A 22,747-nucleotide genomic window follows, 5' to 3' on the forward strand; every position below is an offset into this window, starting at 1 on the left:
GCACTTCATCTTTTTGTCGGCTCGTGGGGCTGGTCCTGTGCAGCAATGCGTCGATGGTTTACTTCGCTTTGGATTCGATCCGTGTGGCAGTCGTCACGACGCTGGCCTGTTCGCTGCTGCTTCAGGCCTGCTATTTCGGCTGCGTGCTCTTTTTCGCGGACGTCGATGATCTGTAGAACTGTTCATTCGCTCCGCAGAGGGCCGGCGAATCCAATCTCTTCCTAAGCCCGTTGGCCGTAATCGAAAGACACGGGGCCGGCGAGTTCGTGCTCAGCTGCCACTGTGCTAGCAAGGGAACGGAATCCAATCCCGGAGCAGATGGCCAGAGTTGAGCGAAGACTGCGGTCGGAGCTCCTGCGCTTCCGGGTCTCCAAGGGGACGACTTTGCGAACCGAAGGGACTTTGAACCGTTGACGTGGCCAGCGTGCGGTAGGTTGGGCCAGCGACAGGGATCCCGGCCGGCCGGGAAGCACCGCCCTCTCAATGTGCGTTGACTTCGCTTCCTTTGGCGAAATGTGGGTAACGGCGAGGGCCGCACTCTTCCCGGGCCGTCGACATTCCCGCCCTTTTGGTGCGTGCGCCGTTAGGCGCGACAATTCGGTGCCCGCGTGTAACTGCGCGCATTCGCCGAAGCTTAGACGTGGTGCATTCCCGCTCGCCCGTTTGGCGGACAGTTCCGGCCGTGCTGGTTTTGCCGCCTAACGCCCGCCGCTCGTCACTGCCACACCCCTCTCCGGCAACGGCTCGGCGCATCGCGCAAGCCGGTTTAGCGATCAGGCCAGGCCCTTCGCGAGTTCCAACGCCTGCCGTTCGAAGAGGCGGCGGTAAATGCCACCATCGAGATTGATCAGGGCGGCATGATCGCCGTCCTCCATGATGCGGCCACGGTCGAAGACGAGCAGCCGATCGAGCGAGCGGACCGTCGACAGCCGGTGTGCGATGACGAGTGTGGTTCGGCCCACCATCAACCGATCCACCGCTTGTTGAATGAGCACCTCGGATTCCGAATCGAGGCTCGATGTGGCCTCGTCCAGAATAAGGATCGGCGCGTTCGCGAGGAAGGCGCGCGCGATCGCCACGCGCTGGCGCTCGCCGCCGGAGAGCTTCAAACCCCTTTCGCCGACCAATGTCCCATAGCCCTTCGGCAGGGGCGCGATGAATTCGTGGGCACTTGCCAGTCGTGCCGCTTGCTCGATCTCGGCCTGGCTCGCGCCAGGCCGGCCATAGGCGATGTTCTCGGCAAGCGACCTGTGAAACAGGATCGGCTCCTGCTGCACGATCGCGATCTGCGAACGAAGGGACTCTTGGGTCACCTCCGAGACGTCCTGACCGTCTATCAGGATCCGGCCGCCGCTCAGGTCGTAGAGTCTCTGGATCAGCTTCACGAATGTTGTCTTGCCGGAACCGGAGGGTCCAACCAACCCAACCCTTTCGCCAGCTTCAATCGACAGCGAACATTCGCTATAGAGCGGCAGGGGATGGTTGGCGTAGCGGAAGTGGACGTTCTCGAAATCGATACGGCCGTTCGTGATCCGGATCGGCTTGGCCTCTGGACGATCGGCAACATCCACCTGCTGATTGTGGATGGCCACCAGTTCTTCCATATCATTAACCGAGTGCTGCACGTTGCGGACATGCATGCCGGCATCACGCAGATAGCCCTGCAGGACGATGAAGGACGTGAGAACATATGCTATCTCGCCCGGCGTTGCCTGTCCATGCGACCACAGAAGCAGGGCATATCCGACCACCGCCACCCTGAGCGCAACCAAAGTTACGCCTTGGGTTGAGCCGATGATCGTTCCGCGCACCCAGCTCCGGCGCGCGCGGTGCCGCCATTTCGTCATGATATTTGCAAGCCGCTCGTCTTCGCGAACCTCTGCGCCGAAGCCCTTGACCACAGCGTTGCAACTGACCGCGTCCGCAAGCGCGCCGCTGAGCCTTGTGTCCCATCGGTTGGCAAGGCTCGCCGCTGGCGCGACATAGCCGAGCGACAGCGAAATCGAAAACGCAAGGTAGACGAGAGAGCCGCAAGCAAAGATCACGCCCATGACCGGCCAGTGCCAGCCGAGCAGCACCGTCGAGCCGATCAAGATGACAAACGACGGGAGCAGCGTGACGAGTATCGTGCTGTTGAGGAGGTCGAGCGCCCACATGCCGCGCGTTATCTTGCGCACTGTCGAGCCGGCGAAGCTGTTTGCATGCCAGTCTGTCGAAAAGCGCTGCACATGATGGAACGCTTCGGTCGCGACGTCGGAAATCATTTTCAACACCAGGTCGCTCAGGCCAATGAAGGCGACGTGGCGCATGGCAATGCCACCGAGTGCCAATGCAATCGGTACAGAGAATGCTGCAACAGCTGAATCCGAAGCTGGTGCTGCCGCATTAGCAGCACGAGAAACAGCGTCGATGAGTCGGCCAGAATAGAGCGGCATCAACACGTCAGCCAGCGTGGAGGCGAGCATCGCGGTCATGATGATCGCGAGCCGGGCCGGCTGCCTGTTCCAGAGGCGAACAGTGAAGGCGAAAACGTCGCGACAAGTGGCGCCGCGCCCATGGACGGGGAAACGTCTCATAGTTTCCAAGCGGGCGCATCAACACGCTCGGTCCCAAAGACGATAAAAGACAAAACTGGAATTTCGACCTCCCCCATAACAGCATCAATTTTGGCGGGCAGCTCTTGCCGCCTCACGACGGTGAGTTCAAAAGTCGTGCCAACTGAGCGGGAACATCCGAAGGACAAATTCAGCAGGTTACCGAGCCTGGAGAAAGTCAGCCGCCATCCAGTCGATACGATTGCTACGGCTGCTCAACTCGGGAGATTGGAAAAGAAGGTCGATGTATCGATTGAATTTTGAGCTTGTTCTTGCCTCGATCAAATAAGTACAGTTGCAATGCAGCTTTCTCAGGCCCGGCACTTAGGTGCTGATTTCAAAAGCGCGCCGCGAATACTTTCCTGCCCATATTCCGTCAATCGAATGCTCGACTGTCGGATTGTGCGCTCCCCGACACAGTGCTGTCGGTTCGCCTCCTGGGTACCTCCCCCGTCGATTGACGACCTGAAGGAGAAGCTTCGCTCGCAAGCTGGCACGACTCTTGAGGGTACTCCAGGTGGCGGAAGGAACTCCGGCTCGAGTCCCGTTGACTTCGGATGTTGCGAGGCTGGGTTGGAGCAAACTGTGCACCAATGAGAACGCAATGAAGGAGACATCATGGAACTCCGGCGGATTGCGGTGGAGTTAGACCTATTCCTCAAGATGACTGATGATGTCGCTCAATCCGAACAGTTGTTCGAACTGTTGTCTGCGTTTGCGCTGAATTTCGATTGCCCGTGGATTGCCTATGGGCCGCTCGCATCAGAGAGGGCTTTCAAGCCGAACCGGGAGGGTTCTGTGGTGATGTGGAATTATCCTGCTGAATGGCAGGAGCGCTACTCGAGAATGGGCTATGCCAAAATAGACCCCCTCATCAAGAAAGGTCGAAAGGAGGCGGGACCCTTTCGATGGAGCGAGGTGTATACTGATGAAAACATAACTGAAGATGGACGCCGCGTCTTGGACGAAGCAGCAACATTCGGCTTGAGGTCAGGCGTTACCGTCCCATTACATGGCCCTGGTGGCAGCTTTAGGTTTGTGAGTTTTGCTCAATCCTCGGACTGCGAATTGCAGAATAGAGCGATCACCTACCTGCAAATGGCCGCGCTGCGGTTTCATCGGATGGTTACGAAGTTCGACACTACGACTGCGTCGGAACGAGCTCATAACCTGTCTCCGAGAGAAATAGAGTGCATTGATTTGGTGTCACAAGGAAAATCATCTTGGGAAATAGGAACTATTTTAGGCAGATCACGAAATACGATAGATTTCCATTTAAAAAATGTAATGCGGAAGTTGGATGCGACCAGCAGAACGGTAGCTGTTGTAAAAGCTTTGAACCTTGGGATTATCCAACCGCCGTAGGTGCGCAGCTAGTTCTCCGCCCGTAGTAGCGCGCGTGATAGCCGAGACGCTCCGGCGTGCGCTCGCTCTTCGAAGCACCCAGCGCCTCGTCCATCTCGGCCTCGAGCACCTCCTGCATCACGGCGCGAATCACCTCGTGCAATCCATCCGGCTTCGAAAGCAAAATGTCGTTGACGCTGCTACGGCGGATTTATCTTCAGGCTTGGTCCTGGTGGCGATGCTGAGTTCGCTTCGCTGAGATTGGGCGGTCATGACAGGGTGGTGTTCAATGTCACCGATTCCTGGAAGAAATTACCATCCGTATTAAGCGACTGACGATGAGTGATGTGTGTCCAAAATCTGACAGCTGTCAGAAAACATTTCGGGTTCAATACAGCGGAGCGTCTTAGCCCTGTCGGGCTTTTCGAAGCCTATCTCGCAGTAACTGCGCGCCAGGCGCACTAGCTCGGCCTTTGCTGGTCGATGTGCGGCAATATAGTGTGAGGGCTGACCCGCATGAGAACACGGAACTCGCTCGATGAAGGATGATCGACGGCATCCAGAAAGCTTCTCTCCGGCGGGTTCGAGGGTGCTGCGCGCGCATCTCGGCGACGGGCCAGCGACCAACGGTTGAGGCTACATCTCCGGAGCGAGTGATGCCTCGAAAGATGCAATGCTGTCTCTGGTCCGACGCGCTGGAAGTTTGTGAAGGGTCGGCCCGGCAAATCGGTGAACCGGGCGGCTTAGGCTGCCAAAAAGGGTAGATGTCTGCGTTGCCTCGGTAGATCAGCAGGCGGTATCAGAAAGCCAAAGGCACACGCACACCATCGTGGCGCTTCGCAGGAAGTAGATGGGAGTAATCACCAGTGATTTTACCGGAACTTCGCTCAGCAAACACAGCCGGCAGGGTTTTGGAGATAACGACGACCACGGGATGCGTCGTAGGATGTTCATATTGTCCCCAGGACAAGTTCGCGGTCCGGCAAAGAAAAGTGTCTCATGCGAGTCATCTGGATCTTGAAGATTTCAAGCGGTGTCTGGCCCGCGTACCGACTTCCGTCGACATTGGTTTTGCGGGATACTCCGAACCTTGGCTCAATCCGGACTGTACCGAAATGGTGGAGCACGCCTTCGCCAAAGGCCATGGCATCAGGATTTTTACGACGCTGGTGGGAATGAACGGGCAGGACCTGCAGCGATTGCAAGCCTTGCGCTTGGGCGTATTCGTGGTCCATGTTTTCGATGACGGCACCTACATGAACAGCCGCCTGGTCGGAGACAAGTATCGCGATCTGGTTCGTCAACTCGTCGACGCGGACATCCCCTTGATCCGATTCGTGGCCTTGGGCGAGCCCCACCCAGATATAGCCGACATTATTCCTACCGAAGCCCTGATAAAAGCGCGGCCGGTGAGCAGTAGGGGTGGAAGCGTCGACCCTAAGATCGTTGCACCACGTCAGCCAGTGGTCGGAGCCCTAACCTGCGTGGACGCACGACAGTATCGGAATGTTCTTCTTCCAAACGGCGACGTTACCCTGTGCTCTATGGATTTTGAACGGCGTCACGTATTGGGCAACCTTCTATATGAGGGTTACTCCGCTCTGTTTGAAAAGCCAGTTTTTCGCGAAATCGTCGACCGCATGAATGGAGCAGATGGTTTTCTGCTTTGCAGGATGTGTGAATTCGCCGACCCAAACGACCGGACCTGAGTGCATGCCGGCCGAGAGGGCGTGCCTGGCAGTGCGGATGGCCCCACGACAGATGCACCTGCCCGCGACGCCATCGTGTTTTCACGTTACGCCAGTATGTTCCTGTAGGCGCGGCAGTGGGCCTCGAGCATTTCGGAGACGAGCTCATCGAAAGGTCTTCGCCTTCCAACCGAGCTTGTCGGCCTGCCTAGCTTGAGGTAACGCCGATCACAGGTCAACCATCGGTCGGATGGAAACAGTGTTAGTCGATCCCGATCAGAGCTTGATTGCTTACTCACGGCTCACCTCGTCAACGCCTTCACCCTCCCGGACGATCTCCTTTTCGACTCGCCTGAAGGCAGCAGCCCAGCTGCGGCCGGGGATGGTTGCCGTCGCGGTAGTGGACGTTCTCGAAACCGATGCGGCCCTTCGCCAGCGCGTCTCCCGGTTGCTTCCGCCTGGCCTACGAACGGGCTTTCCGTCAAGGGGGTCCACGGCGGCCCCGCCCTCTTGATCCGGCGGCTCGGGCCAGTCATCGCGCAAGAGATCGGAATCCGCATTCTTCTCAAAGAGAGCGTGGCTTTCGCTGTGTCATCGGTCATCAAATAGTTTCTTGAATCAGGTTGGTGTCCGCAGCCCGAGGTTGAACGGCGAATATTGATGACCGCCGCGAAGCCGCTCGCTCGCTACGGCGCTATTGAGGAGCGCGCTCGCGAGCGGCTTCGCTACCGCCGAGCGACACAACCTCTGGCGACGCGACCCTGCTGATCTCCTTGGACTCATTCATTTGTCCGGAGCGCTATGGGCAGCGAAGGGTGGGTACGTCAACTACCTGATGCCATAGTAGCGATGCTTTCGCGGAAGCTTTAGAAGCCATCCTGTTGCAGCACATTCGAAAGCATCCGAATGGAGGGCAACGCAACCCAACAATATTTGATGAGGATGCCGGCATCACCAGACCAAACCCAGACCAAACAAAGCTGCCTCCGGCATTCTGCTTCAACGTTAAGCGACGAACATCTGCCGCAAACCACTAGCCATTAAACAGCTCTCTTCTTTGAAAGACTATGTGCAGAGGACTTGATATGGACACCGACGCTTTCACGGCTCATGAATCTAACGTTCGTCGTTATTGCCGGGCGTTCCCCACCGTCTTTACGAAGGCCCTTGGGGCGACGATCTGGGACGAGACGGGTAAGCCCTTTATCGATTTCCTGGTGGGTTCCGGCGCACTCAACTACGGGCACAACAATCCGGATATTATGGCGCCAGCGATTGAATATCTCGTCGGTGAGAACATTCTTCTGTCGCTTGATATGCATACGGCGGCAAAGCGTGACTTCATTGAAGGGTTCGTCGATTGGATCCTGAAACCCAGAGGCCTTTCGTACAAGATTCAGTTTCCCGGGCCGACCGGCACGAACGCCAACGAAGCGGCGCTGGCGCTGGCGCGAAAATACACCGGCCGCTCGAGCGTCATGGCCTTTACGAATGCGTTCCACGGCATGTCGCTCGGCTCTCTAGCGGTGTCGGGCTCGGCCTCAACCAGGGAACTGGGAGGCGTCGCTCGCCACGATGTGATCCGTGTTCCCTATGACGGCTATCCGAGCCAAGCTTTCGATTCCGCCAGTTACATCGACAGCGTTTTGAGCGACCCGGGGAGCGGCATAGAAAAGCCTGCCGCAATCATTCTGGAGACCATCCAGGCCGAAGGCGGCATGAACGCCGCATCCGCAGCTTGGCTCACGGAAATTCAGCGCATTTGCCGTACGCACGGCATTGTTTTTATCGTCGACGATATTCAGGCGGGTGCGGGCCGAACTGGCGATTTCTTCTCATTCGAGTCCGCGAAAATCGAACCGGATATTGTGTGTCTTTCCAAGTCCCTAAGCGGTTCAGGTAGTCCGTTGTCCATCGTTCTGATTCGACCCGACTTGGACATATGGAAGCCCGGAGAACATAGCGGGACCTTCAGAGGCAACAATTTCGCCTTCGTGACGGCAGGAGCCATGTGCAAGATGTGGTCGGATAGGAAATTTACTGCAGGTGTCGAGCGGACAGCCGTCAGGCTGCAAACGCACCTCGATCGCCTGGTTGCGAAATTTCCAAGATACATCGAACAGAAGCGCGGCCGCGGTCTGATGGCCGGCCTGAAATGCCGTTCACCGGCAGTTGTCGGCCGCGTGCACGATGTCGCATTCGAAAATGGCCTTCTTATCGAATCCTCGGGGCCAAATCGCGACGTTATCAAAGTCCTCCCACCGATAACCATCACCGATGCCGAACTCGATCGTGGCATCACCATCCTTGAACACGCACTACAGGAGCAAGACAATGCCTAGTCAGATATCTCAAGTGCCAGCCATCTCGCCGGTTTCGATCAAAGAACGGACCGGGTCGATCAACACGGCGGAGATCATCTCGGTCCTGAAAGGTGAGCTCACCGCTCTGCACATCAAGCAAGCTTTCAGCACCGAAGTAGCCGAGGAGATCACTACGAACTTTATTGGAAGCTCTGGTCTCAGAGAGCGTAAAGATGGTGTGCCCGGACAATATGTCGGCGCATCTCACTACAGGAAGGATGCAGCCACCTATTTCGCAGACGCCGAAAACGCGCGGCCGTACGTCGATGCCCTTTTTAAGAATTTGGTTGACCCGGTTCGAGCAGTATTCAGGGCGTTGAAGCGAGAGCTTCACAACCAGGGAATCGAATTGCGGCTAGCCCGTTCCGAACACGGCCAGGCCAATGTTTGTCGCGGCCTCAGTTGGTCGGGCACAGGCACATTTTCCTTGGATCCCCACGACGACGTCGCTCAAGTCTTACGTGCTGGCGATGATTACGAGCTTTCTGCGGTGGCGCACAATACGGTCGCAGCGCTCAACCTCTATCCCAGCATGCCTGAGGAAGGCGGCAATCTGAAGCTCTGGAGCCACAAGCCGACGGTTGCGGACCGGATATCGCAAGGTGTGGAGACCACTGGATATCCCTATTCGGCAGCCTATCTGGAAGCCGTCCCTTGCCGCGAGTTCGAGCTCAAAACCGGGGATATCGCCCTAATCGATGGCGGCTTCGTTCACGGGGTTACCGGTCAATTAGGCGACGGAAAGCGTCGCCTAGTGCTGAATTGCTTTTTCGGATTTGCGCGGCCTGATCTTGTTCTCTGGTGGACGTGACGTTGGACCTCGCAGCGATCGACTGGCTTGGGCCGTGAGTTGGCGTGGCCAGGCGTGTGACTGCTCATGCTGCCGTCATACAAGCCGAACCTCGAACCGATTGAAATGGCCTTCGCCAGACAGTTTGGGCTGATGCCTTTGCAGGCTACAATTCAGGACTCGCCCTATGAAGAAGCAGTTTACTCCTACAAACGATGTAAGCCTCGCGATCTTTGATCGTCTTGAGTCTGAGGTGCGGAGCTACGTCCGTGCGTTCCCAGTTCTGTTCGATCGAGGCGTCGGCACTGCCCTCATAGCTACAGACGGTCGGGAATACATCGACTTCTTGGGAGGCGCGGGAGCCTTGAATTACGGGCACAACAACCCAGCCTTCACGCGGGCGTTGTTGGACTACATTGCGCGCGACGGAATTGTGCACGGGCTCGACCTTGCTACGACCGCCAAGAAGGCCTTCATCGAAGCTTTTGAGCAGTTTATTTTGAAGCCCCGCGGTCTGTCTTATAAATTGCAATTTACTGGCCCCACAGGTACGAACGCGGTCGAGGCGGCTCTGAAGCTAGCTCGCCAAGTGACCGGCAGGTCAAACATCGTTTCGTTTACGAACTCGTTTCACGGAGTCAGCGCTGGGGCGTTGGCGGCAACCGGAAACACGAAGTTCCGAGATGCTGTCGGCTTTCCCCTCGCGCACGTGACATCGTTGCCGTACGAGGGCTATCTCGGCGCTTCAGACACGATCGAGTATTTCGAGAAGCTTCTCGATGATCCTAGCAGTGGTCTCGGCAAACCCGCTGCGGTGATCCTAGAAGCAGTGCAGGGCGAAGGCGGTGTCAATGCTGCTACCGTTGAATGGCTGCAACGGCTGCGTGATCTGACCTCTCGGCACGAGATCCTGATGATCCTCGATGATATTCAGGCTGGTGTCGGTCGCACAGGGAAATTCTTCAGTTTCGAGGCGGCTGAGATCGTGCCGGACATCGTTACCCTGTCAAAGTCGTTGTCTGCAATTGGAACGCCTATGGCCCTTGTCCTCATGAAGCCTGAACTTGATGTCTGGACGCCGGGTGCGCACACCGGCACGTTCAGGGGCAACAACTATGCTTTCGTCACTGCTCGTGCGGCCCTTGAGACTTACTGGTCCGACTCCAAGTTTGAAGATGAGATTGCTCGCAAATCAGCCATCTTGGCTCAAGAACTCAAGTCGATCGCAGACGACTTCCCCAGCCTTGCTCTGAATGTCCGAGGCCGCGGCTTGATGTATGGACTCGTATCACCAAAGCACCACTCATTGCCGGGGCTCATTTCCCGGGAAGCTTTTCGTCGCGGCTTGGTGATCGAGATCGCTGGCTCGTATGGTGAGGTGCTCAAGTTCATGACAGCCCTTACCATAACCGAGGCTGAACTGCGCCGTGGTCTGTCGATCGTACGCGACAGCATTGGCGCGGTGCAGGACAGCATTTCAGCGGAGTAGGCATTCACTCAGTCCCCCCTACCCAGTCTGGGCTTATCAAGCAAAGGAAATTCCGCTTTAGACGTATGCGATTGTATGGAGACGGACAGCAAAAATGGACACTCGGAGAGCTCAAACAATGGACACCGACCGCTTGACGTGATCGAACGACAGTACGGCATGTGCAAATCAATACACACTTCTTGCTCGTTGCAAGATGAAGGACGACGTCCAGGGCCGGTGAAACCGGTATTCTAATATATTATATAAGTAAGATGGTAATATTGCTGGTTTATCACGAGCGAAGACGAACGGTACACAACACATTAGAAATTAACTTGTATAAGAGGTCCGGTATTTCTTATCCTTTCTGATGAAAAATAGAACGGATTTTGTGCGACGTCGAAGTTTGGCGAGACGAGTGTAAGGCGCGTTCGCGAACCTTACACCGTTACGTTCTGAAGGAGTTGAGATCGTGAGTGATATGACAGCCCGAGACGATGAGATAAGCCTAGCCGAACGCGTAACGCAGCATTTGAAACCGCATTTATGGGCAAAGGCCAACCGGCTCCTTATCCGTAAAGCAATCAGCGAATTTGCACACGAGTTGCTAATTGCTCCTCGACTCCAGCGAATGGAAGGCGACTGGGGGAAGTATGTGCTGGAAAGCGAGACCCCTGGGTTGGAGTATTGGTTCCAGGCTCGGCGCCTCCTGCTAGATCACTGGCAAGTGGACGCCGGCTCTCTGGAGAAAAGGATTGAGGGCAGGCCGGCCCCCCTGGATGCGCTTGATTTTGTTATTGAGTTCAGCCGCCATCTTGGCATAAAGGAAGAGATGATGCCGGTTTACCTGCAGGAGATCAGCAGCACGCTGTATGGCAGCGCGTACAAGCAGGCCAAAACAGAGATATCCGCCGCAGAACTGGCTTTTGCCGATTACCAGATCGTTGAGGCTGGCATGACGGAGGGCCACCCGACCTTTATCGCGAATAACGGTCGCATTGGCTTTGACGCGCTCGACTATAGTCGCTATGCGCCGGAGGTGGGCAGTTCGATAAGACTCATATGGCTGGCCGTCCATAAAGAAATGGCAACGTTTAAGTCCATTTCAACGCTCGACTACGACCTTCTCATGCACGAGGAACTCGGTCGACAGGCGCTGGAACAGTTCGACGCAGCGTTGCGTCAAAAGGGACTAAACTCGACCGATTACATCTATATGCCAGCGCATCCTTGGCAATGGTTCAATCGGCTCTCAACTATCTTCGCGGCGGATATCGCCAACCGGCACATTGTCTGCCTAGGCCAGGGGAAGGACATATATCATGCCCAGCAATCGATCCGCACACTTTTCAATATAAGCGATCCGCATAAACGGTACGTGAAAACGGCGCTGTCGATACTTAACATGGGGTTTATGCGCGGCTTGTCACCGACACACATGCTGGCGACGCCCGCCATCAACGAATGGTTGAAGAATTTGCTCGACAGTGACTCCTATTTAGCCGCCAACGGCTTCAGCATCCTTCGCGAGGTCGCGACGATTGGCTATCGCAATCGTTGTTTCAACACCGCCCTCAAGAAGGACTCCCCTTACAAGCAGATGCTTTCTGCGCTGTGGAGGGAAAGCCCCCTTCGGCAGTTGAAAGAAGGGGAACGTCTGATGACAATGGCGTCGCTGCTTCATGTCGATTACAATGGTGAAGCACTCGTGACAGCCCTCATCAATGCCTCGGGGTTAGACGCCGCCGCTTGGCTACGCCGCTATTTTGAATCTTATCTGGCGCCGCTTCTCCACTGCTTTTATGCTTACGATCTAGCGTTTATGGCACATGGAGAAAATATAATTCTAGTTATGAAAGATCACGCTCCGACGCGAGTTATCATGAAAGACATTGGCGAGGAGCTTCGTATTCTAGGCGGAGATCTCAACGTGCCGGAGGAGATTAAGAGGATCTGCATTCAAGTAAATCGCGACATGAAGCACGACTTCATTTTCACCGACGTTTTCGACTGCTTCTTTCGTTACTTGGCTGTAACACTCGAAGAACATCTTGATTTTCCGTCGACACACTTCTGGCAGCTCGTAAGCGAGTCCATCCTTGGCTACCAGACGAAACATCCGGAATATGACGAAAAATACAGGCAGCATGACCTATTCGCTCCAGAATTTCTGCGACGATGTATGAATCGACTGCAGATACAAAAAAACCAGCAAATGGTGGACTTCGGTGATCCGGGAGAATACCTGCACACCGTCGGCACGCTGAAGAACCCACTGGCGGGCATTCGCAAAGTGACCAGTGCAGGTTAAGCTTGAAGGAGGCGCGTATTTTAAATGAACAATGTAGTTAGCCGGTTTTGGGCCAATACCATACCCCCCCCTTGGGGTAAGCAACCCCTTGCGTAAACGCCGCCGCAGCATGTTGCGCGTATCAGGCGCCCGCTCACCAGCGCGTCGCCTGCTTCCATTCTGAAAGGAGGCGCCTAATTTTTTTATCGCCTTCGGGCCGGCTTTCCAGGTGCCGTCAACACTGACACGGTTAGGCGCCCAAAGCTTGATTTGTGTAGACCTCGCTACCTTAAGCATAAACCTCGTCGAACGCCTTCAATCAAGCACTGCGGCCTTGACGCTCATGCTAGGAGATCATGGCCGCGTTGGAGGTAAGTGCGGCTCTAACTTATGGCTAGAAGGGAGCTTCTCATGTACATTCTAGAAACGCCGCGCCTAATCCTAAGGCCACCGTCGCATAGCGACGAGCTTCTTCTACATGAGCTTCATAGCGATCCATTTGTGGTAAATGCCATGTGGGATGGAGTCTATCCGACCCGAGAGCAATCGAAAGCTAAACTACAACAGTTCATCCATCATTGGCAGAGCAATGGTTTCGGCTTATGGATGGTGTTCGTAAAAGGCGAAGGCCAAGTCGGAAAATTCGCAGGCTACTGTGGATTGATGTACAGTGGCCCGTATCTGCCCGAAGATCCCACTAATGTGGAAACCGTATCGTGCCTCCACCTTGCGTCTTCCGGTAAGGGGATCGCCGCAGAGGCCGGCAGGGCAGCGATCCAGTTTGCTTTCGAGAACCTAACGCTCGAGAAGGTCACTTCATTCATTCGCCCAACGAACACGCGTTCGCTTCGGAAAGCACCGAAAGTAGGCCTTCGCTATGTAAGAGACCGGGTCTACAATAACGTAGTTATGCGATATTTTGAAGTGACAGTCTTGACTGCTGTAAAAATCGAAAAAGTCGTCGTTATCTCTTGTTAGTATCATTGTTTCTCGGAAGACGGTGATGCAAGAAACCGTAGGCGAGCGCTGCTCTCGCCCTACGAACTTGCAATCATTCACACCGACGCACCGGCGTGTCCGGAGATGCATGTGCCCTGGAATTGAGAGCTTGTCGGTTCAGAGATAGTTCAGATGGGTCGCTCGGTCTCGCTTCGGGCATGCCCTCGACCGATTTGGCGATCAAATCGCTCCGTTACAGACGGCATGATGTGGAGCTGCCGCGCCGTAAGTGACCATATCTCAGGCGGTAGGAGGAGCGCTTTGCTGAAGAAGCCCATCACACTTGGTACCTTGATGGGGAGTTGCGTGGTTTTCGATTATATCGTCGTGGGTGGTGGCTCCTCTGGATGCGTGATGGCGAGCAGGCTCTCCGCCTATGGCGCTCGCGTGCTGCTCATTGAAGCTGGCCCTGATACGCCGCCGAATGCCATTCCTGACGACATCCAGGATGGCGACCCAACGCGTGCTTACCTTAATCCCGGTTATCGATGGCAGTCACTCCACGCGACAACGGTGCGAGGTGGCCGCAAGCCTGTCCATTACGAACAGGCGCGCGTCATGGGTGGCGGCTCCAGCATCAATGCCCAAGTCGCCAACCGCGGCGGGCCCGGAGATTACGATGAGTGGGCCTCAAGCGGTGCAACGGGCTGGGGTTGGGAAGACGTGCTGCCCTACTTCCGTCGTCTAGAATGCGATTTGGATTTCGGCGGGGAATTTCATGGCACGAACGGCCCCTTGCCAATCAAACGTGTGCGCCAATCAGACTGGTCGGGCTTCATCCGGGCAATCTCCGATGCTTACGATGCTTTGGGGCTTCATTTCAGGCCAGACTTCAATGGTGCATTCGGTGATGGCTATTCAGTTGTCCCATTGACCAACCGCAATGGTCATCGGGTCTCCTCCGCGATGGCGTACTTACCCGAAACCGTCCGCTCTCGCCGCAATCTAACGATTTTATCCGAAACGACAGTTGCGCGGCTGACCTTTTTGGGAACAACGGTAACGGGGGTCGAGACGGAGAACAAATCGGGCGTGCAATCGTATAGCGCTTCTTGCGTTATCCTGTGCGCAGGAGCACTCCATTCACCCGCCATATTGATGCGCTCCGGGATCGGCCCCGCGAAGGAATTAGTACAATTCGGAATCCCTATCGTTGCAGATTTGAAAGGTGTGGGCCAGAATCTTCAGGAACACCCCACGATTTGCGTTTCGGCCTATTTGAAGCCGGCCGATCGCTTGTCACCCGGCGTGAGCGAATATATTCAGATGCACGCCCGCTACTCGTCGGGTTACGAAGGCTGCCCGTCGACCGATATGGCAATATCGACTGTTGCCAAATCATCCTGGCACCCGCTGGGGAGGCGCCTCGGCACTCTCGCCGTGTGGGTCAATCGCAGCTACTCGACGGGAACTGTGGCGCTCAAGGGTAGTTCGCATAAAATAGAGCCGGAGGTCGATTTCAACTGGTTGAGCGACAAGCGGGACGCCGAGCGCCTCAAGCAGGGCTTTCGCTTCATAGTCCGCCTGCTGCAGCAAGATTCGCTGTCCTCTGTGGCGCTGGACCCGTTTCCGTCAGCGTTGAATGCGCGAGCGAAGCTGGTGAGCAAGGTCACAAGCACAAACTATGCACTCACGTCATTTCTGGCGCTGCTCATGGACGCGTCGCCGCGGCTGCGCCGTGGGCTGATTAGGCGCGTCATAACGGATGGGGATAGCATTTCCGATCTCGTCAACGACGAGAAACATCTGGATCGGTATATTCGCCAGAACGTCATCCCAAGTTGGCATCCGACGTCGACCTGCAGGATGGGGGCAGCCGCGGATCCTGGCGCTGTGACCGATCCGTCGGGACGCGTTCATGGTATTTTGGGTTTGAGGATCGCCGACGCTTCCGTCATGCCATTTTGCCCTCGGGCGAACACAAACATTCCGACGATTATGGTGGCTGAGAAATTGGCCGACACAACCTTGAGAGACGGCAGACGGAGCTAAATCGCTGCCTGCTTTGCTGCTCGGCTAGTCGTCTCGTCGAGACGGCGGATAACGTCGACAAGCGCTTCCTCAGCTCATGTGCTCCTTGGTGCCGCCAGGCAGAACGCCGAACCCGATGTAGATGGCTTTTTTGCGAACGAAGTCTTCGTCCCTGAGCTTGACCGCTCGACCCGGATAGCGTCGAAAAAGACTATGGGATAGGAAAATTTCGAGCGGTCGGTTTCTGCCATTCGGCCATCGTCCGGGACGGCGTGTGTGATGGACGAGCTCAGGTAGCTGGCGATACCTCGCGTCATAGAGCTCTTCGAGATGGCCGATCCTGCCATGAAACCCGGAGGTCGGCGCTGGTCTGGATTGAGCCTGGAAGTCATAAAGCAATTCAGAATTGTAAATCGCTCTTAGTATCTTGGCCGTGATAATGTTAAACTAACCGCGACGGATGTAACAATATATACAACTATATTAACATACAAATCGTTGTTATCTTCACCAGGAAGCGCTAGAGATCAATTGCTAAGACGGAATCACCGCCCAGCCATCGGCTTAGCCTTAGAATGGGACATCATGTCGACTTTCGTTATTATTGGAAGAGACGGCGCGTTGCCCACATCCAAGGAACTGTCGACTTTGAGAGCCGCGGCAAACACTAATCAACTTAAGCGCCCAAAAAGGGGATTGACTATGACCACGCTGCCGAAAATTTCACTTTCGAAATTGAGAGACGATGCAACGCGACGTGACGAGCGCCAGCGCCTGCAAATGGCATGCCAGGAATACGGGTTCTTCTACCTTGTCGAGCACGGCATCCCCGGGGAACAGATCGCGCAAGCCATTGAGGCTTCCCGGCGATTCTTCGCATTGCCACAGTCGGTTAAGGAACGCTACGGGCACGCCTTTCAGGACGTGTACCCCACTGCCGCCCGTGGATACAGTCCTTTACACGGCGAAATGCTACATCCTGAGGCCGGCTTCGATCCAAAGGAGGTATTCGACCTCGGAATTGAGAACGAAGGCGACCGGCGTCCGTTCTCCGGCCGCACGCGCCTTCCGGATGAAGCCTTGGCTCCTGGCTTCGCAAGAAACCTGCTTGCTTTGCAGGCTACCGTGCTCGCCGGGATTGTCCCCCAGATCGGGGATGCGCTGGCGGACCTGATAGGTATGGAAGAGGCATGGTTCCAACGCCATTTCAGCACGCCGACGCTTGGGCAACGCGTGATACGGTATCCAGCTCGCGGCGGCACTTGCGCAAAGCACACGGATCATGGCTTCTTCACGCTGCTGCTGCAAGAGGAACTCCCCCTGCGTTCCTTGCAGGTGTGGTTCCGCGGTCGATGGATGCCGGTGCCGAGCCTGCCCGATAGTCTCGTAGTCAATCTGGGCGACCTCCTTCAGGTCTTGAGCGACGGCCGCTTCAAGAGTACGCCCCACCAGGTCGTGCATAGTGGTCCGACTGATCGAATTTCGCTGCCCTTCTTTATTTATCCCGAGATCGACGCTCGCCTGACTTCGCGACAAGGGCAGCAAGTTAGTGTTGTAGAAATGATGCTGCGCAACGTTGAGTCAATATGGGTGACTGGGAATGGCGCCGGACGCGCGCGCGAACTGCAATGATTGTCTGCTTTTCTAAAGCATGCGCAATTATGGCGCCGACGCGGTGCAGATCTCCGTGGTAAGCTGGAAGAACTCTCGCATCCGCTAGATTGTCCCGCCGTCGCGCGTGTAGCGCGGCGGTCGGAAGCCCGCTTCGGGATGAATGCACCTATGGTGTCAGATTGTTTGCATCGTGTGGTCGCAGGGAAAGATCGCACTAGATCTGCACCGCTGTCGCAAACGTGCTGCGGGAAAACCTGAGGGAACTTGATCCCATGATAACGCTCGCCCAACTCGCGCTTGACGTATCGCGAACCGAGCTCCCGGGAACCAGTTCCAGCGCGACCACGACGCCGTCACAGGCGGAAAGATCTTATAACACCCGGCGGTCGCGTGCTGCACGTCTTGCGGGCCGGTGGCAGTTATCGCAAGCCGTCAACCTTTCAGGCCGAACACCTCGCGCCCTGGAGCCCATTCTCAGCCGGAGCCCGCCCCTCATGGAGATTCGTCTCGCAGGCACTGCCGACCGCGATGCATGGCGGTCCCTTTGGTACGCATATTGCGCCGACCAAGGTCTCAATTCATCAGAACAGGCGACAGATAGGATCTGGCGGCGCATCGAGCGCCCAGACGAACCGATTAACGCGCTGATCGCGGTCTCAGCAACTGGCGTTACCATAGGTTTTGCTACCTTTGTCATTCACCCGTATACTCTTAGCGATCGTCCGGTCTGTTTTCTCGCAGATCTCTATGTCGACGAGTCTTCGCGGCGCCAGGGGATTGGCCAAGCCATGCTCACGAATCTGGCCTCCTACGGTCGCGACCAAGGCTGGCTGAGAATCTATTGGAATACGGACAGATCAAATTATCATGCGCGGGCGCTCTATGACAAGATCGGTAAATTGAGTCCATACCTTACCTACTACTATGACCTGTAGACTTGCTCTGAGGTCGTAACGAAAGCGCATTGACCTGCCCCAGTCTTTTAAACAGTGGCGAGTAGACTAGAGGTGCAGCCATTTATGTTGCGCACATGGGCTTGCAGCGGAATGTATTTTCGGCGCGATGATCCATTGATCAGGCAAGGACCGTGTTCGAGGTAAACTCCGTGCGGTGGTCTGCGACGATCATGCCGGGCTTGCCGCGCTGGGCGATCAGGTCGTCAGTTCGCGAGCAACGCGGCGACCAGAGATCTGTGTCCGGAATCGCGTAAGGCATTCGCGCGTCACGTCGTCGACGAGTTGATCGGCCGCAGGAGAACTGGTCGTACAGCGACCAGCGTGCGTTCGGCTTCGCCTCGACACGGATCGGCCCCGCATGCCGACCGCCGCTCGCCGTCCGCACTTCAACAAGGTAGGCGACATCTCGTCGACCGGCAAGATCTATTCCGGACGTCCGCGCTGTCGTTATGACAAGCCATATTCTAATTTAGATCTCAAAAATCTTCCGGGGAGCAGTGGTCAGTACCTCGACGCCGGAGTCTGTGACACGGAACGTTTCGCTGATGACGTATCCAAAATCCTCCTCGATCCAATTACCTAACATCAGGTGAAAGGTCATGTTTGGTAGCAACTCTGTCATATCGCCATCCTTAAGGCTTGCGGTCGGCTCCAACCAACCAATGCCGTGTGCATAGCCGCAACGCGTCTCCTTTTTGAGGCCCCGCTTCTCGATGCTGCGATTGAAGGCGTTGGCAACATCGCTGCAAGTCGCTCCTGGCCGTATCGCATCAAGAGCGACCTCAAGGCCGGCGACTTGGATCTCATGCACGCGACGTAGACGATCGGAGGGTGAGCCGATCGTGTAAGTGCGCATAAGCCCAGCACAGTAACCATATCGCGCACCGCCGATTTCGAGATTCACCTGCGATCCATAGCGAAAAACGTCCTCGCTCCACGGAATGTGGCACGTTCCCGTTCGCGGTGATGAACACAAACTTATTCCCTCGATCCCGCTTCCTGGCTTACCGTTTGCGCCGCGCACCAACGTTGCCACAATTTCCGCGCACGCGTCTGCTTCACGCACCCCGGGGCGTATTACCTCAGCAGCGCGTCGAATCGCGGCGTCTGAGATTGCCGCCGCCTCCCGCATTACAGCTATCTCGAGATCTGACTTGATGAGCCTTTTCCAAGTGACCGCCTTAGTAGCATCGACGATCGTGGCACCAGGCAGGCGCATCCTAAACTTTTTCGCCGATTGCGATGGAAGGCAGCATAGCTCGATTCCTATGCCTCGACTCGCGAGGCCGACGTCCTCCAAGTAATCGACTACCGCGTCATAGCCATCCTTGTCAGGATTTCCAATATACGCTTCGGGGTATGCGACGATTTTGTCGCGCTCCATAAAACATTGATGAATGGCTGCCGGCGCATCACAGCGGCGCAGAATGAACGTCGGTTCCTCTTCTCGTATCGAAACCACAACGGCCTGAGGAACATAGGCTGATAGCGCGGTGTACCCCGTGAGATAGGTAATGTTATGTTGGTCGGAAACGACGAGCGCGTCGATATCGCACCGACCCATTTCGAACTTCACCGAGCCGAGCCGGCGAAGGTATTCACTTCTAGGGAATGCCTGGGGTCCCTTGGATATATTCATAAGTTTGAACTCCAGCTATGCTTTTGACAACAAGGCGAGCTATTGCGGGTAAGAGTTCTTATGCTGGCGACGGATCACCTCTCAGTTGGGGGGGAGTCGTGGGGCTGCAGATCGCTCCTGTTCGCCCGACGGCGGTGTGATAGACCAAGCGATTAAGTCGACAGCTCGTTGGAGTATCGCTTCGGTCTGAGCAAGGCTGGGTGAAACGGCGACGACATGTCCTATCCAGTCTCGAAAATCGCCTTTCCTGAAGATCGGCGCGTTGGGTTCAACATACAATTTGATTTCAGCGACACCTGGTACCGCGATCGCCTGACTGCCGCCATCGATCCAATCGAGGGTGCCGTCGCAATCAGCAACTAGGAACCGCGCGGCTGCGGTCTGCAAATGCCTTCTGCGCAAATCCCATTCCTCGCCGACGACAAGCTTGATGTGCTCGGTGACCAGATCGACACCGCTCGCCAGTTGGACCAGTTCAGGCTCAAGCGCACCAGCAAGACGCGGATTCACTTCGATTACAACCGGGCCATGATTAGTCAACCGGAGCTCGATGTTCGTTGGCCCCCAATTAAGGCCAAGAGCTTGCAAGCACCTCAGCGAAACATCAACGATACGGTCATGATCGTCTTCCGCAAGCGGGGCCGGGAAGGTCGTTTCACGGAAGACGAAATGCGGTGGGGGGCCGAAATCAACGGCGACAATCCCAATAACCTCATTGCCCATTATCTCCACGCTATAAAAAGGGCCGCGCGCGAATTCCTCAACCAATATCCTCGGCGAAGACGGCCAGATGTGCTTCCCACCCAACAGATAGGTCGTGTGGTCAGCTAACTCATCGGCGTTGCGGCACAATCGGACACCGATGCTACCGCTGCCGATTGCCGGCTTAACAATTACGGGAAAGCCGATCTCCGCGACAGCGCTTTCTACTTCTGCCACATTCAGCGCCATGCGATAAGCGGGTATCGGAACTCCGGCTTCCGCAAGTAGCTGGCGCTGAGAGAATTTGTCACAGCATCGTTCAATCAATTCGGGGTTGGGTCCCGGTAAGTCGAAATGCCGACATAGTTTGCCAACGGTTGCATAGACCGACTCGTCGATGCCCGAGAAGCCCGTGATACCAGCGATGTCATTGGTCTCACGCAGCCTGGAACATTCGCGAATCAAGGTATCAAGATTGGTTGTATCGACACGGATTGCCTCGCTTCTTTCCGCCGCAAGATACTCGTACTGTGTTGGATCAACTGATAGTGTAATTGGATGAAAGCCAAGACGCCGGGCCGCGTGGATGTATCGTATTCCATTACCTCTTGCATGGCCTTCAACCAGGATGAGAGCTTTCCTTGACATTGGCTGTTCTCCACTCTGCGTTTTTGTCGATAGGTCGTTTTGCCATCGTGGACCTCAGACTTAAAGACAACGATCCAAGGCCAAACATTCCGTGAAATTGGTCGCCTCTACCCGCAGCCGCTGGCTGAAGCTGAAGTTGCCTTTGGCGCAGCAAAATCGTCTTCCCAGATCTGGGCAGAACCGATTGGGCTTGATGGCAACTGACCGAATAGTGGCCGAGTGGGATAATGCACTGTATCGCGTACCAGAGTACTGGGGACGAGTACGCCCTTGACCGGGACCCGGCGCCACGAGCTGTCACCGAAAGGCCCTACTAGGGAGTGAGTTTTAGCGCGTTATCGCCGGGAGAGCCCTCGCGAATCGAGAACGTTATCCTTCCATCGTCGTCTATTGCACCCTCGTAGAACATGTGGTCGCAGATAGAATTATCCCGGTGGAAAGTCAGCACTCGCGGCTTGATCTCCACCATCTGATGCTCCTCGATGTATGCGGAGGAGCAAACGATTATTTCGTCCCCGACCTGACAGGTGCGAGCAGCGGCTCCGTTCAGCACGCAGCAACGAGAACCCCGCTCTCCATAAATCACGTAAGTGCTGATTCGAGCGCCCGATGATTTATTCCAGATTTCAACGAATTCCATTGGAAGGATGCCGGCTTCGTCGCAGTGATCTGGATCCAAAGTTATTGAGCCCCGGTAGTTCAAATTCGCGTCGGTCACAGTTATTCCATGAAGCTTGGCGGCAACAAATTTTCTCATCTACATTTCCTCTCGGCGGTGGGACACTGCGTCGACAAGCGATTGCTGTGTCTTGGTTTCAGGATGGATGGATGGACGTTCTGCGATTTGTCGTATTGTGGTTCTTAGGACAAAATTGATTACTCTGGCGTGGCCAGCACGAGACAGTCAGGCGAAGGCTGGTTGTGGTGGGCGGAGGCATTGCCGGCCGGCTGTCCCCCATTGGTAATGCCATCCGATACAGTTCCGACATGTTCCGTTCCTTTAATTAGTTGTGATTTCAGGTGACTGTGCCAATCGGCCCGTTCAACTGGATCGCACACAAAGTTGCAAACCTCGTGCCAAACTGGCTAATCAGGCCGGAAACAGAAATGCGTGATCTCTTTCAGCTATTTAGGTGAGCAGACCACGGATCGGATCAAGAAGGCACGTCGCGGACGCGACAAAATGTTGAGTGTAGGACGGGTTGAGGTGGCGCCCTTCTGCTGGTGGTCGTGCGGCCGATCTGGGCATCGTTGACTTCTGGCGGCGGGGATGTCGAGGACGCTCGGGTATTGGCTGTTCGGATCTTAGACGCGTGCAGCCTCATGCCTCGAATGCGGCCGTTTTACTTGTCCCAGTCGAGGCCTGCCTAAATGTTTGATCTCAGGTTTTGATGGGGCATCCTTATCTTCCGAATCAAAGGATGCACTATGGGCCAGGTTCTTCATGGGAGCGCCACGACGACAGAGGCGGTCCGTCGGGCGCCCGCTGATCAAGGGTTTGTTTTCAGCGATGGGATGGTCGCGGGGCTTACGCTCCTAAGGACGACCTTAAGAGCCCAGCCTCGCTACCGTGCCATGATCGCGCAAGGCGGCCCTCGCCGGAGGCGTACCCGAGGATCGCCCCTGACCAACAAGGAAAAGCCGGATCGACGCGGTCATGTATCCTCTAAGAGTTGTC

At 55.8% G+C, this 22,747-nt stretch carries 16 protein-coding genes and 3 pseudogenes; 12 read left to right on the forward strand and 7 right to left on the reverse strand.

Annotated elements, in window-relative coordinates; translation table 11 throughout:
• Nucleotides 1-53: 53 nt before the first annotated feature.
• Nucleotides 54-176, forward strand: coding sequence for an exopolysaccharide production repressor protein (locus P9228_RS23935; protein ID WP_127248688.1), 123 nt, complete (start codon nucleotides 54-56; stop codon nucleotides 174-176).
• Nucleotides 177-773: 597 nt separating this feature from the next.
• Here the strand turns inward: P9228_RS23935 and P9228_RS23940 are convergent.
• A complete protein-coding gene (locus tag P9228_RS23940; protein ID WP_063169366.1) occupies nucleotides 774-2,576 on the reverse strand; it encodes an ABC transporter ATP-binding protein in 1,803 nt (600 codons plus the stop codon).
• On the opposite strand from P9228_RS23940, the gene P9228_RS23945 reads away from it, so the two are divergent.
• Nucleotides 2,556-2,858 carry a hypothetical protein gene (locus tag P9228_RS23945; protein WP_127262113.1) on the forward strand — a complete coding sequence of 101 codons (303 nt, stop codon included), beginning with the start codon at nucleotides 2,556-2,558 and terminating at the stop codon, nucleotides 2,856-2,858. The genes P9228_RS23940 and P9228_RS23945 overlap by 21 nt on opposite strands.
• Before the next feature lie 354 nt (nucleotides 2,859-3,212).
• Nucleotides 3,213-3,959, forward strand: a complete 747-nt coding sequence (locus P9228_RS23950) for a LuxR family transcriptional regulator (RefSeq protein WP_063169365.1) — start codon at nucleotides 3,213-3,215, stop codon at nucleotides 3,957-3,959.
• 16 nt (nucleotides 3,960-3,975) lie between these two features.
• Here the strand turns inward: P9228_RS23950 and P9228_RS23955 are convergent.
• Nucleotides 3,976-4,211, reverse strand: a pseudogene (locus tag P9228_RS23955) (transposase); the annotation flags it as partial.
• A 719-nt stretch (nucleotides 4,212-4,930) separates the two neighbouring features.
• Between P9228_RS23955 and P9228_RS23960 the strand changes: the two are divergent.
• The 7 genes from P9228_RS23960 to P9228_RS23990 all read left to right on the forward strand — a co-directional run bounded on the left by P9228_RS23960 (nucleotide 4,931) and on the right by P9228_RS23990 (nucleotide 15,531).
• Entirely contained in the window at nucleotides 4,931-5,647 is a 717-nt protein-coding gene (locus P9228_RS23960) for an SPASM domain-containing protein (protein WP_224571099.1), read from the forward strand.
• A gap of 1,064 nt (nucleotides 5,648-6,711) precedes the next feature.
• A complete protein-coding gene (gene ectB, locus P9228_RS23965) occupies nucleotides 6,712-7,968 on the forward strand; it encodes a diaminobutyrate--2-oxoglutarate transaminase (protein ID WP_063169362.1) in 1,257 nt (418 codons plus the stop codon).
• Nucleotides 7,961-8,800 carry a hypothetical protein gene (locus tag P9228_RS23970; protein ID WP_063169361.1) on the forward strand — a complete coding sequence of 280 codons (840 nt, stop codon included), beginning with the start codon at nucleotides 7,961-7,963 and terminating at the stop codon, nucleotides 8,798-8,800. The genes ectB (P9228_RS23965) and P9228_RS23970 overlap by 8 nt, the downstream gene beginning before the upstream one ends.
• A gap of 166 nt (nucleotides 8,801-8,966) precedes the next feature.
• Nucleotides 8,967-10,268: a diaminobutyrate--2-oxoglutarate transaminase gene (gene ectB, locus P9228_RS23975; RefSeq protein ID WP_063169360.1), complete on the forward strand. Its 1,302-nt coding sequence runs from the start codon at nucleotides 8,967-8,969 to the stop codon at nucleotides 10,266-10,268.
• 463 nt (nucleotides 10,269-10,731) lie between these two features.
• Entirely contained in the window at nucleotides 10,732-12,561 is a 1,830-nt protein-coding gene (locus P9228_RS23980) for an IucA/IucC family siderophore biosynthesis protein (protein WP_063169359.1), read from the forward strand.
• A 390-nt stretch (nucleotides 12,562-12,951) separates the two neighbouring features.
• The gene (locus P9228_RS23985; RefSeq protein ID WP_158515808.1) at nucleotides 12,952-13,518 is read left to right on the forward strand and encodes a GNAT family N-acetyltransferase; all 567 of its coding nucleotides are present in this window, start codon (nucleotides 12,952-12,954) and stop codon (nucleotides 13,516-13,518) included.
• 282 nt (nucleotides 13,519-13,800) lie between these two features.
• A complete protein-coding gene (locus tag P9228_RS23990) occupies nucleotides 13,801-15,531 on the forward strand; it encodes a GMC family oxidoreductase N-terminal domain-containing protein (RefSeq protein WP_224571100.1) in 1,731 nt (576 codons plus the stop codon).
• An 81-nt stretch (nucleotides 15,532-15,612) separates the two neighbouring features.
• Here P9228_RS23990 and P9228_RS23995 read toward each other — a convergent pair.
• A pseudogene (locus tag P9228_RS23995) lies at nucleotides 15,613-15,756 on the reverse strand (transposase); the annotation flags it as partial.
• Nucleotides 15,757-16,212: 456 nt separating this feature from the next.
• Here P9228_RS23995 and P9228_RS24000 point away from each other — a divergent pair.
• A complete protein-coding gene (locus tag P9228_RS24000; RefSeq protein ID WP_063170383.1) occupies nucleotides 16,213-17,142 on the forward strand; it encodes a 2-oxoglutarate and iron-dependent oxygenase domain-containing protein in 930 nt (309 codons plus the stop codon).
• 476 nt (nucleotides 17,143-17,618) lie between these two features.
• Nucleotides 17,619-18,059: a GNAT family N-acetyltransferase gene (locus P9228_RS24005; RefSeq protein WP_158515807.1), complete on the forward strand. Its 441-nt coding sequence runs from the start codon at nucleotides 17,619-17,621 to the stop codon at nucleotides 18,057-18,059.
• Nucleotides 18,060-18,201: 142 nt separating this feature from the next.
• On the opposite strand, the pseudogene P9228_RS24010 reads toward P9228_RS24005, so the two are convergent.
• From P9228_RS24010 to panD, 4 genes and pseudogenes are all read right to left on the reverse strand, one after another.
• Nucleotides 18,202-18,432 (reverse strand): annotated as a pseudogene (locus tag P9228_RS24010) (IS3 family transposase); the annotation flags it as partial.
• 117 nt (nucleotides 18,433-18,549) lie between these two features.
• On the reverse strand, nucleotides 18,550-19,719 hold the full coding sequence (locus P9228_RS24015; RefSeq protein ID WP_063169356.1) for a Xaa-Pro peptidase family protein: 1,170 nt from the start codon (nucleotides 19,717-19,719) through the stop codon (nucleotides 18,550-18,552).
• An 81-nt stretch (nucleotides 19,720-19,800) separates the two neighbouring features.
• Entirely contained in the window at nucleotides 19,801-21,069 is a 1,269-nt protein-coding gene (locus tag P9228_RS24020; protein ID WP_082826583.1) for an acetyl-CoA carboxylase biotin carboxylase subunit family protein, read from the reverse strand.
• A gap of 313 nt (nucleotides 21,070-21,382) precedes the next feature.
• Entirely contained in the window at nucleotides 21,383-21,826 is a 444-nt protein-coding gene (gene panD, locus P9228_RS24025; RefSeq protein WP_063169354.1) for an aspartate 1-decarboxylase, read from the reverse strand.
• Nucleotides 21,827-22,747 lie beyond the last annotated feature (921 nt).

Source organism: Mesorhizobium sp. WSM4898 (genome assembly GCF_029625845.1).
Classification (GTDB): domain Bacteria; phylum Pseudomonadota; class Alphaproteobacteria; order Rhizobiales; family Rhizobiaceae; genus Mesorhizobium.

Coding starts and splice junctions, on each gene's coding strand:
- P9228_RS23935 (WP_127248688.1), top strand. CDS start 54: ATGGTTTACTTCGCTTTGGATTCGATCCGTGTGGCAGTCGTCACGACG.
- P9228_RS23945 (WP_127262113.1), top strand. CDS start 2,556: ATGGACGGGGAAACGTCTCATAGTTTCCAAGCGGGCGCATCAACACGC.
- P9228_RS23940 (WP_063169366.1), bottom strand. CDS start 2,576: ATGAGACGTTTCCCCGTCCATGGGCGCGGCGCCACTTGTCGCGACGTT.
- P9228_RS23950 (WP_063169365.1), top strand. CDS start 3,213: ATGGAACTCCGGCGGATTGCGGTGGAGTTAGACCTATTCCTCAAGATG.
- ectB (WP_063169362.1), top strand. CDS start 6,712: ATGGACACCGACGCTTTCACGGCTCATGAATCTAACGTTCGTCGTTAT.
- P9228_RS23970 (WP_063169361.1), top strand. CDS start 7,961: ATGCCTAGTCAGATATCTCAAGTGCCAGCCATCTCGCCGGTTTCGATC.
- ectB (WP_063169360.1), top strand. CDS start 8,967: ATGAAGAAGCAGTTTACTCCTACAAACGATGTAAGCCTCGCGATCTTT.
- P9228_RS23980 (WP_063169359.1), top strand. CDS start 10,732: ATGACAGCCCGAGACGATGAGATAAGCCTAGCCGAACGCGTAACGCAG.
- P9228_RS23985 (WP_158515808.1), top strand. CDS start 12,952: ATGTACATTCTAGAAACGCCGCGCCTAATCCTAAGGCCACCGTCGCAT.
- P9228_RS24000 (WP_063170383.1), top strand. CDS start 16,213: ATGACCACGCTGCCGAAAATTTCACTTTCGAAATTGAGAGACGATGCA.
- P9228_RS24005 (WP_158515807.1), top strand. CDS start 17,619: ATGGAGATTCGTCTCGCAGGCACTGCCGACCGCGATGCATGGCGGTCC.
- P9228_RS24015 (WP_063169356.1), bottom strand. CDS start 19,719: ATGAATATATCCAAGGGACCCCAGGCATTCCCTAGAAGTGAATACCTT.
- P9228_RS24020 (WP_082826583.1), bottom strand. CDS start 21,069: ATGTCAAGGAAAGCTCTCATCCTGGTTGAAGGCCATGCAAGAGGTAAT.
- panD (WP_063169354.1), bottom strand. CDS start 21,826: ATGAGAAAATTTGTTGCCGCCAAGCTTCATGGAATAACTGTGACCGAC.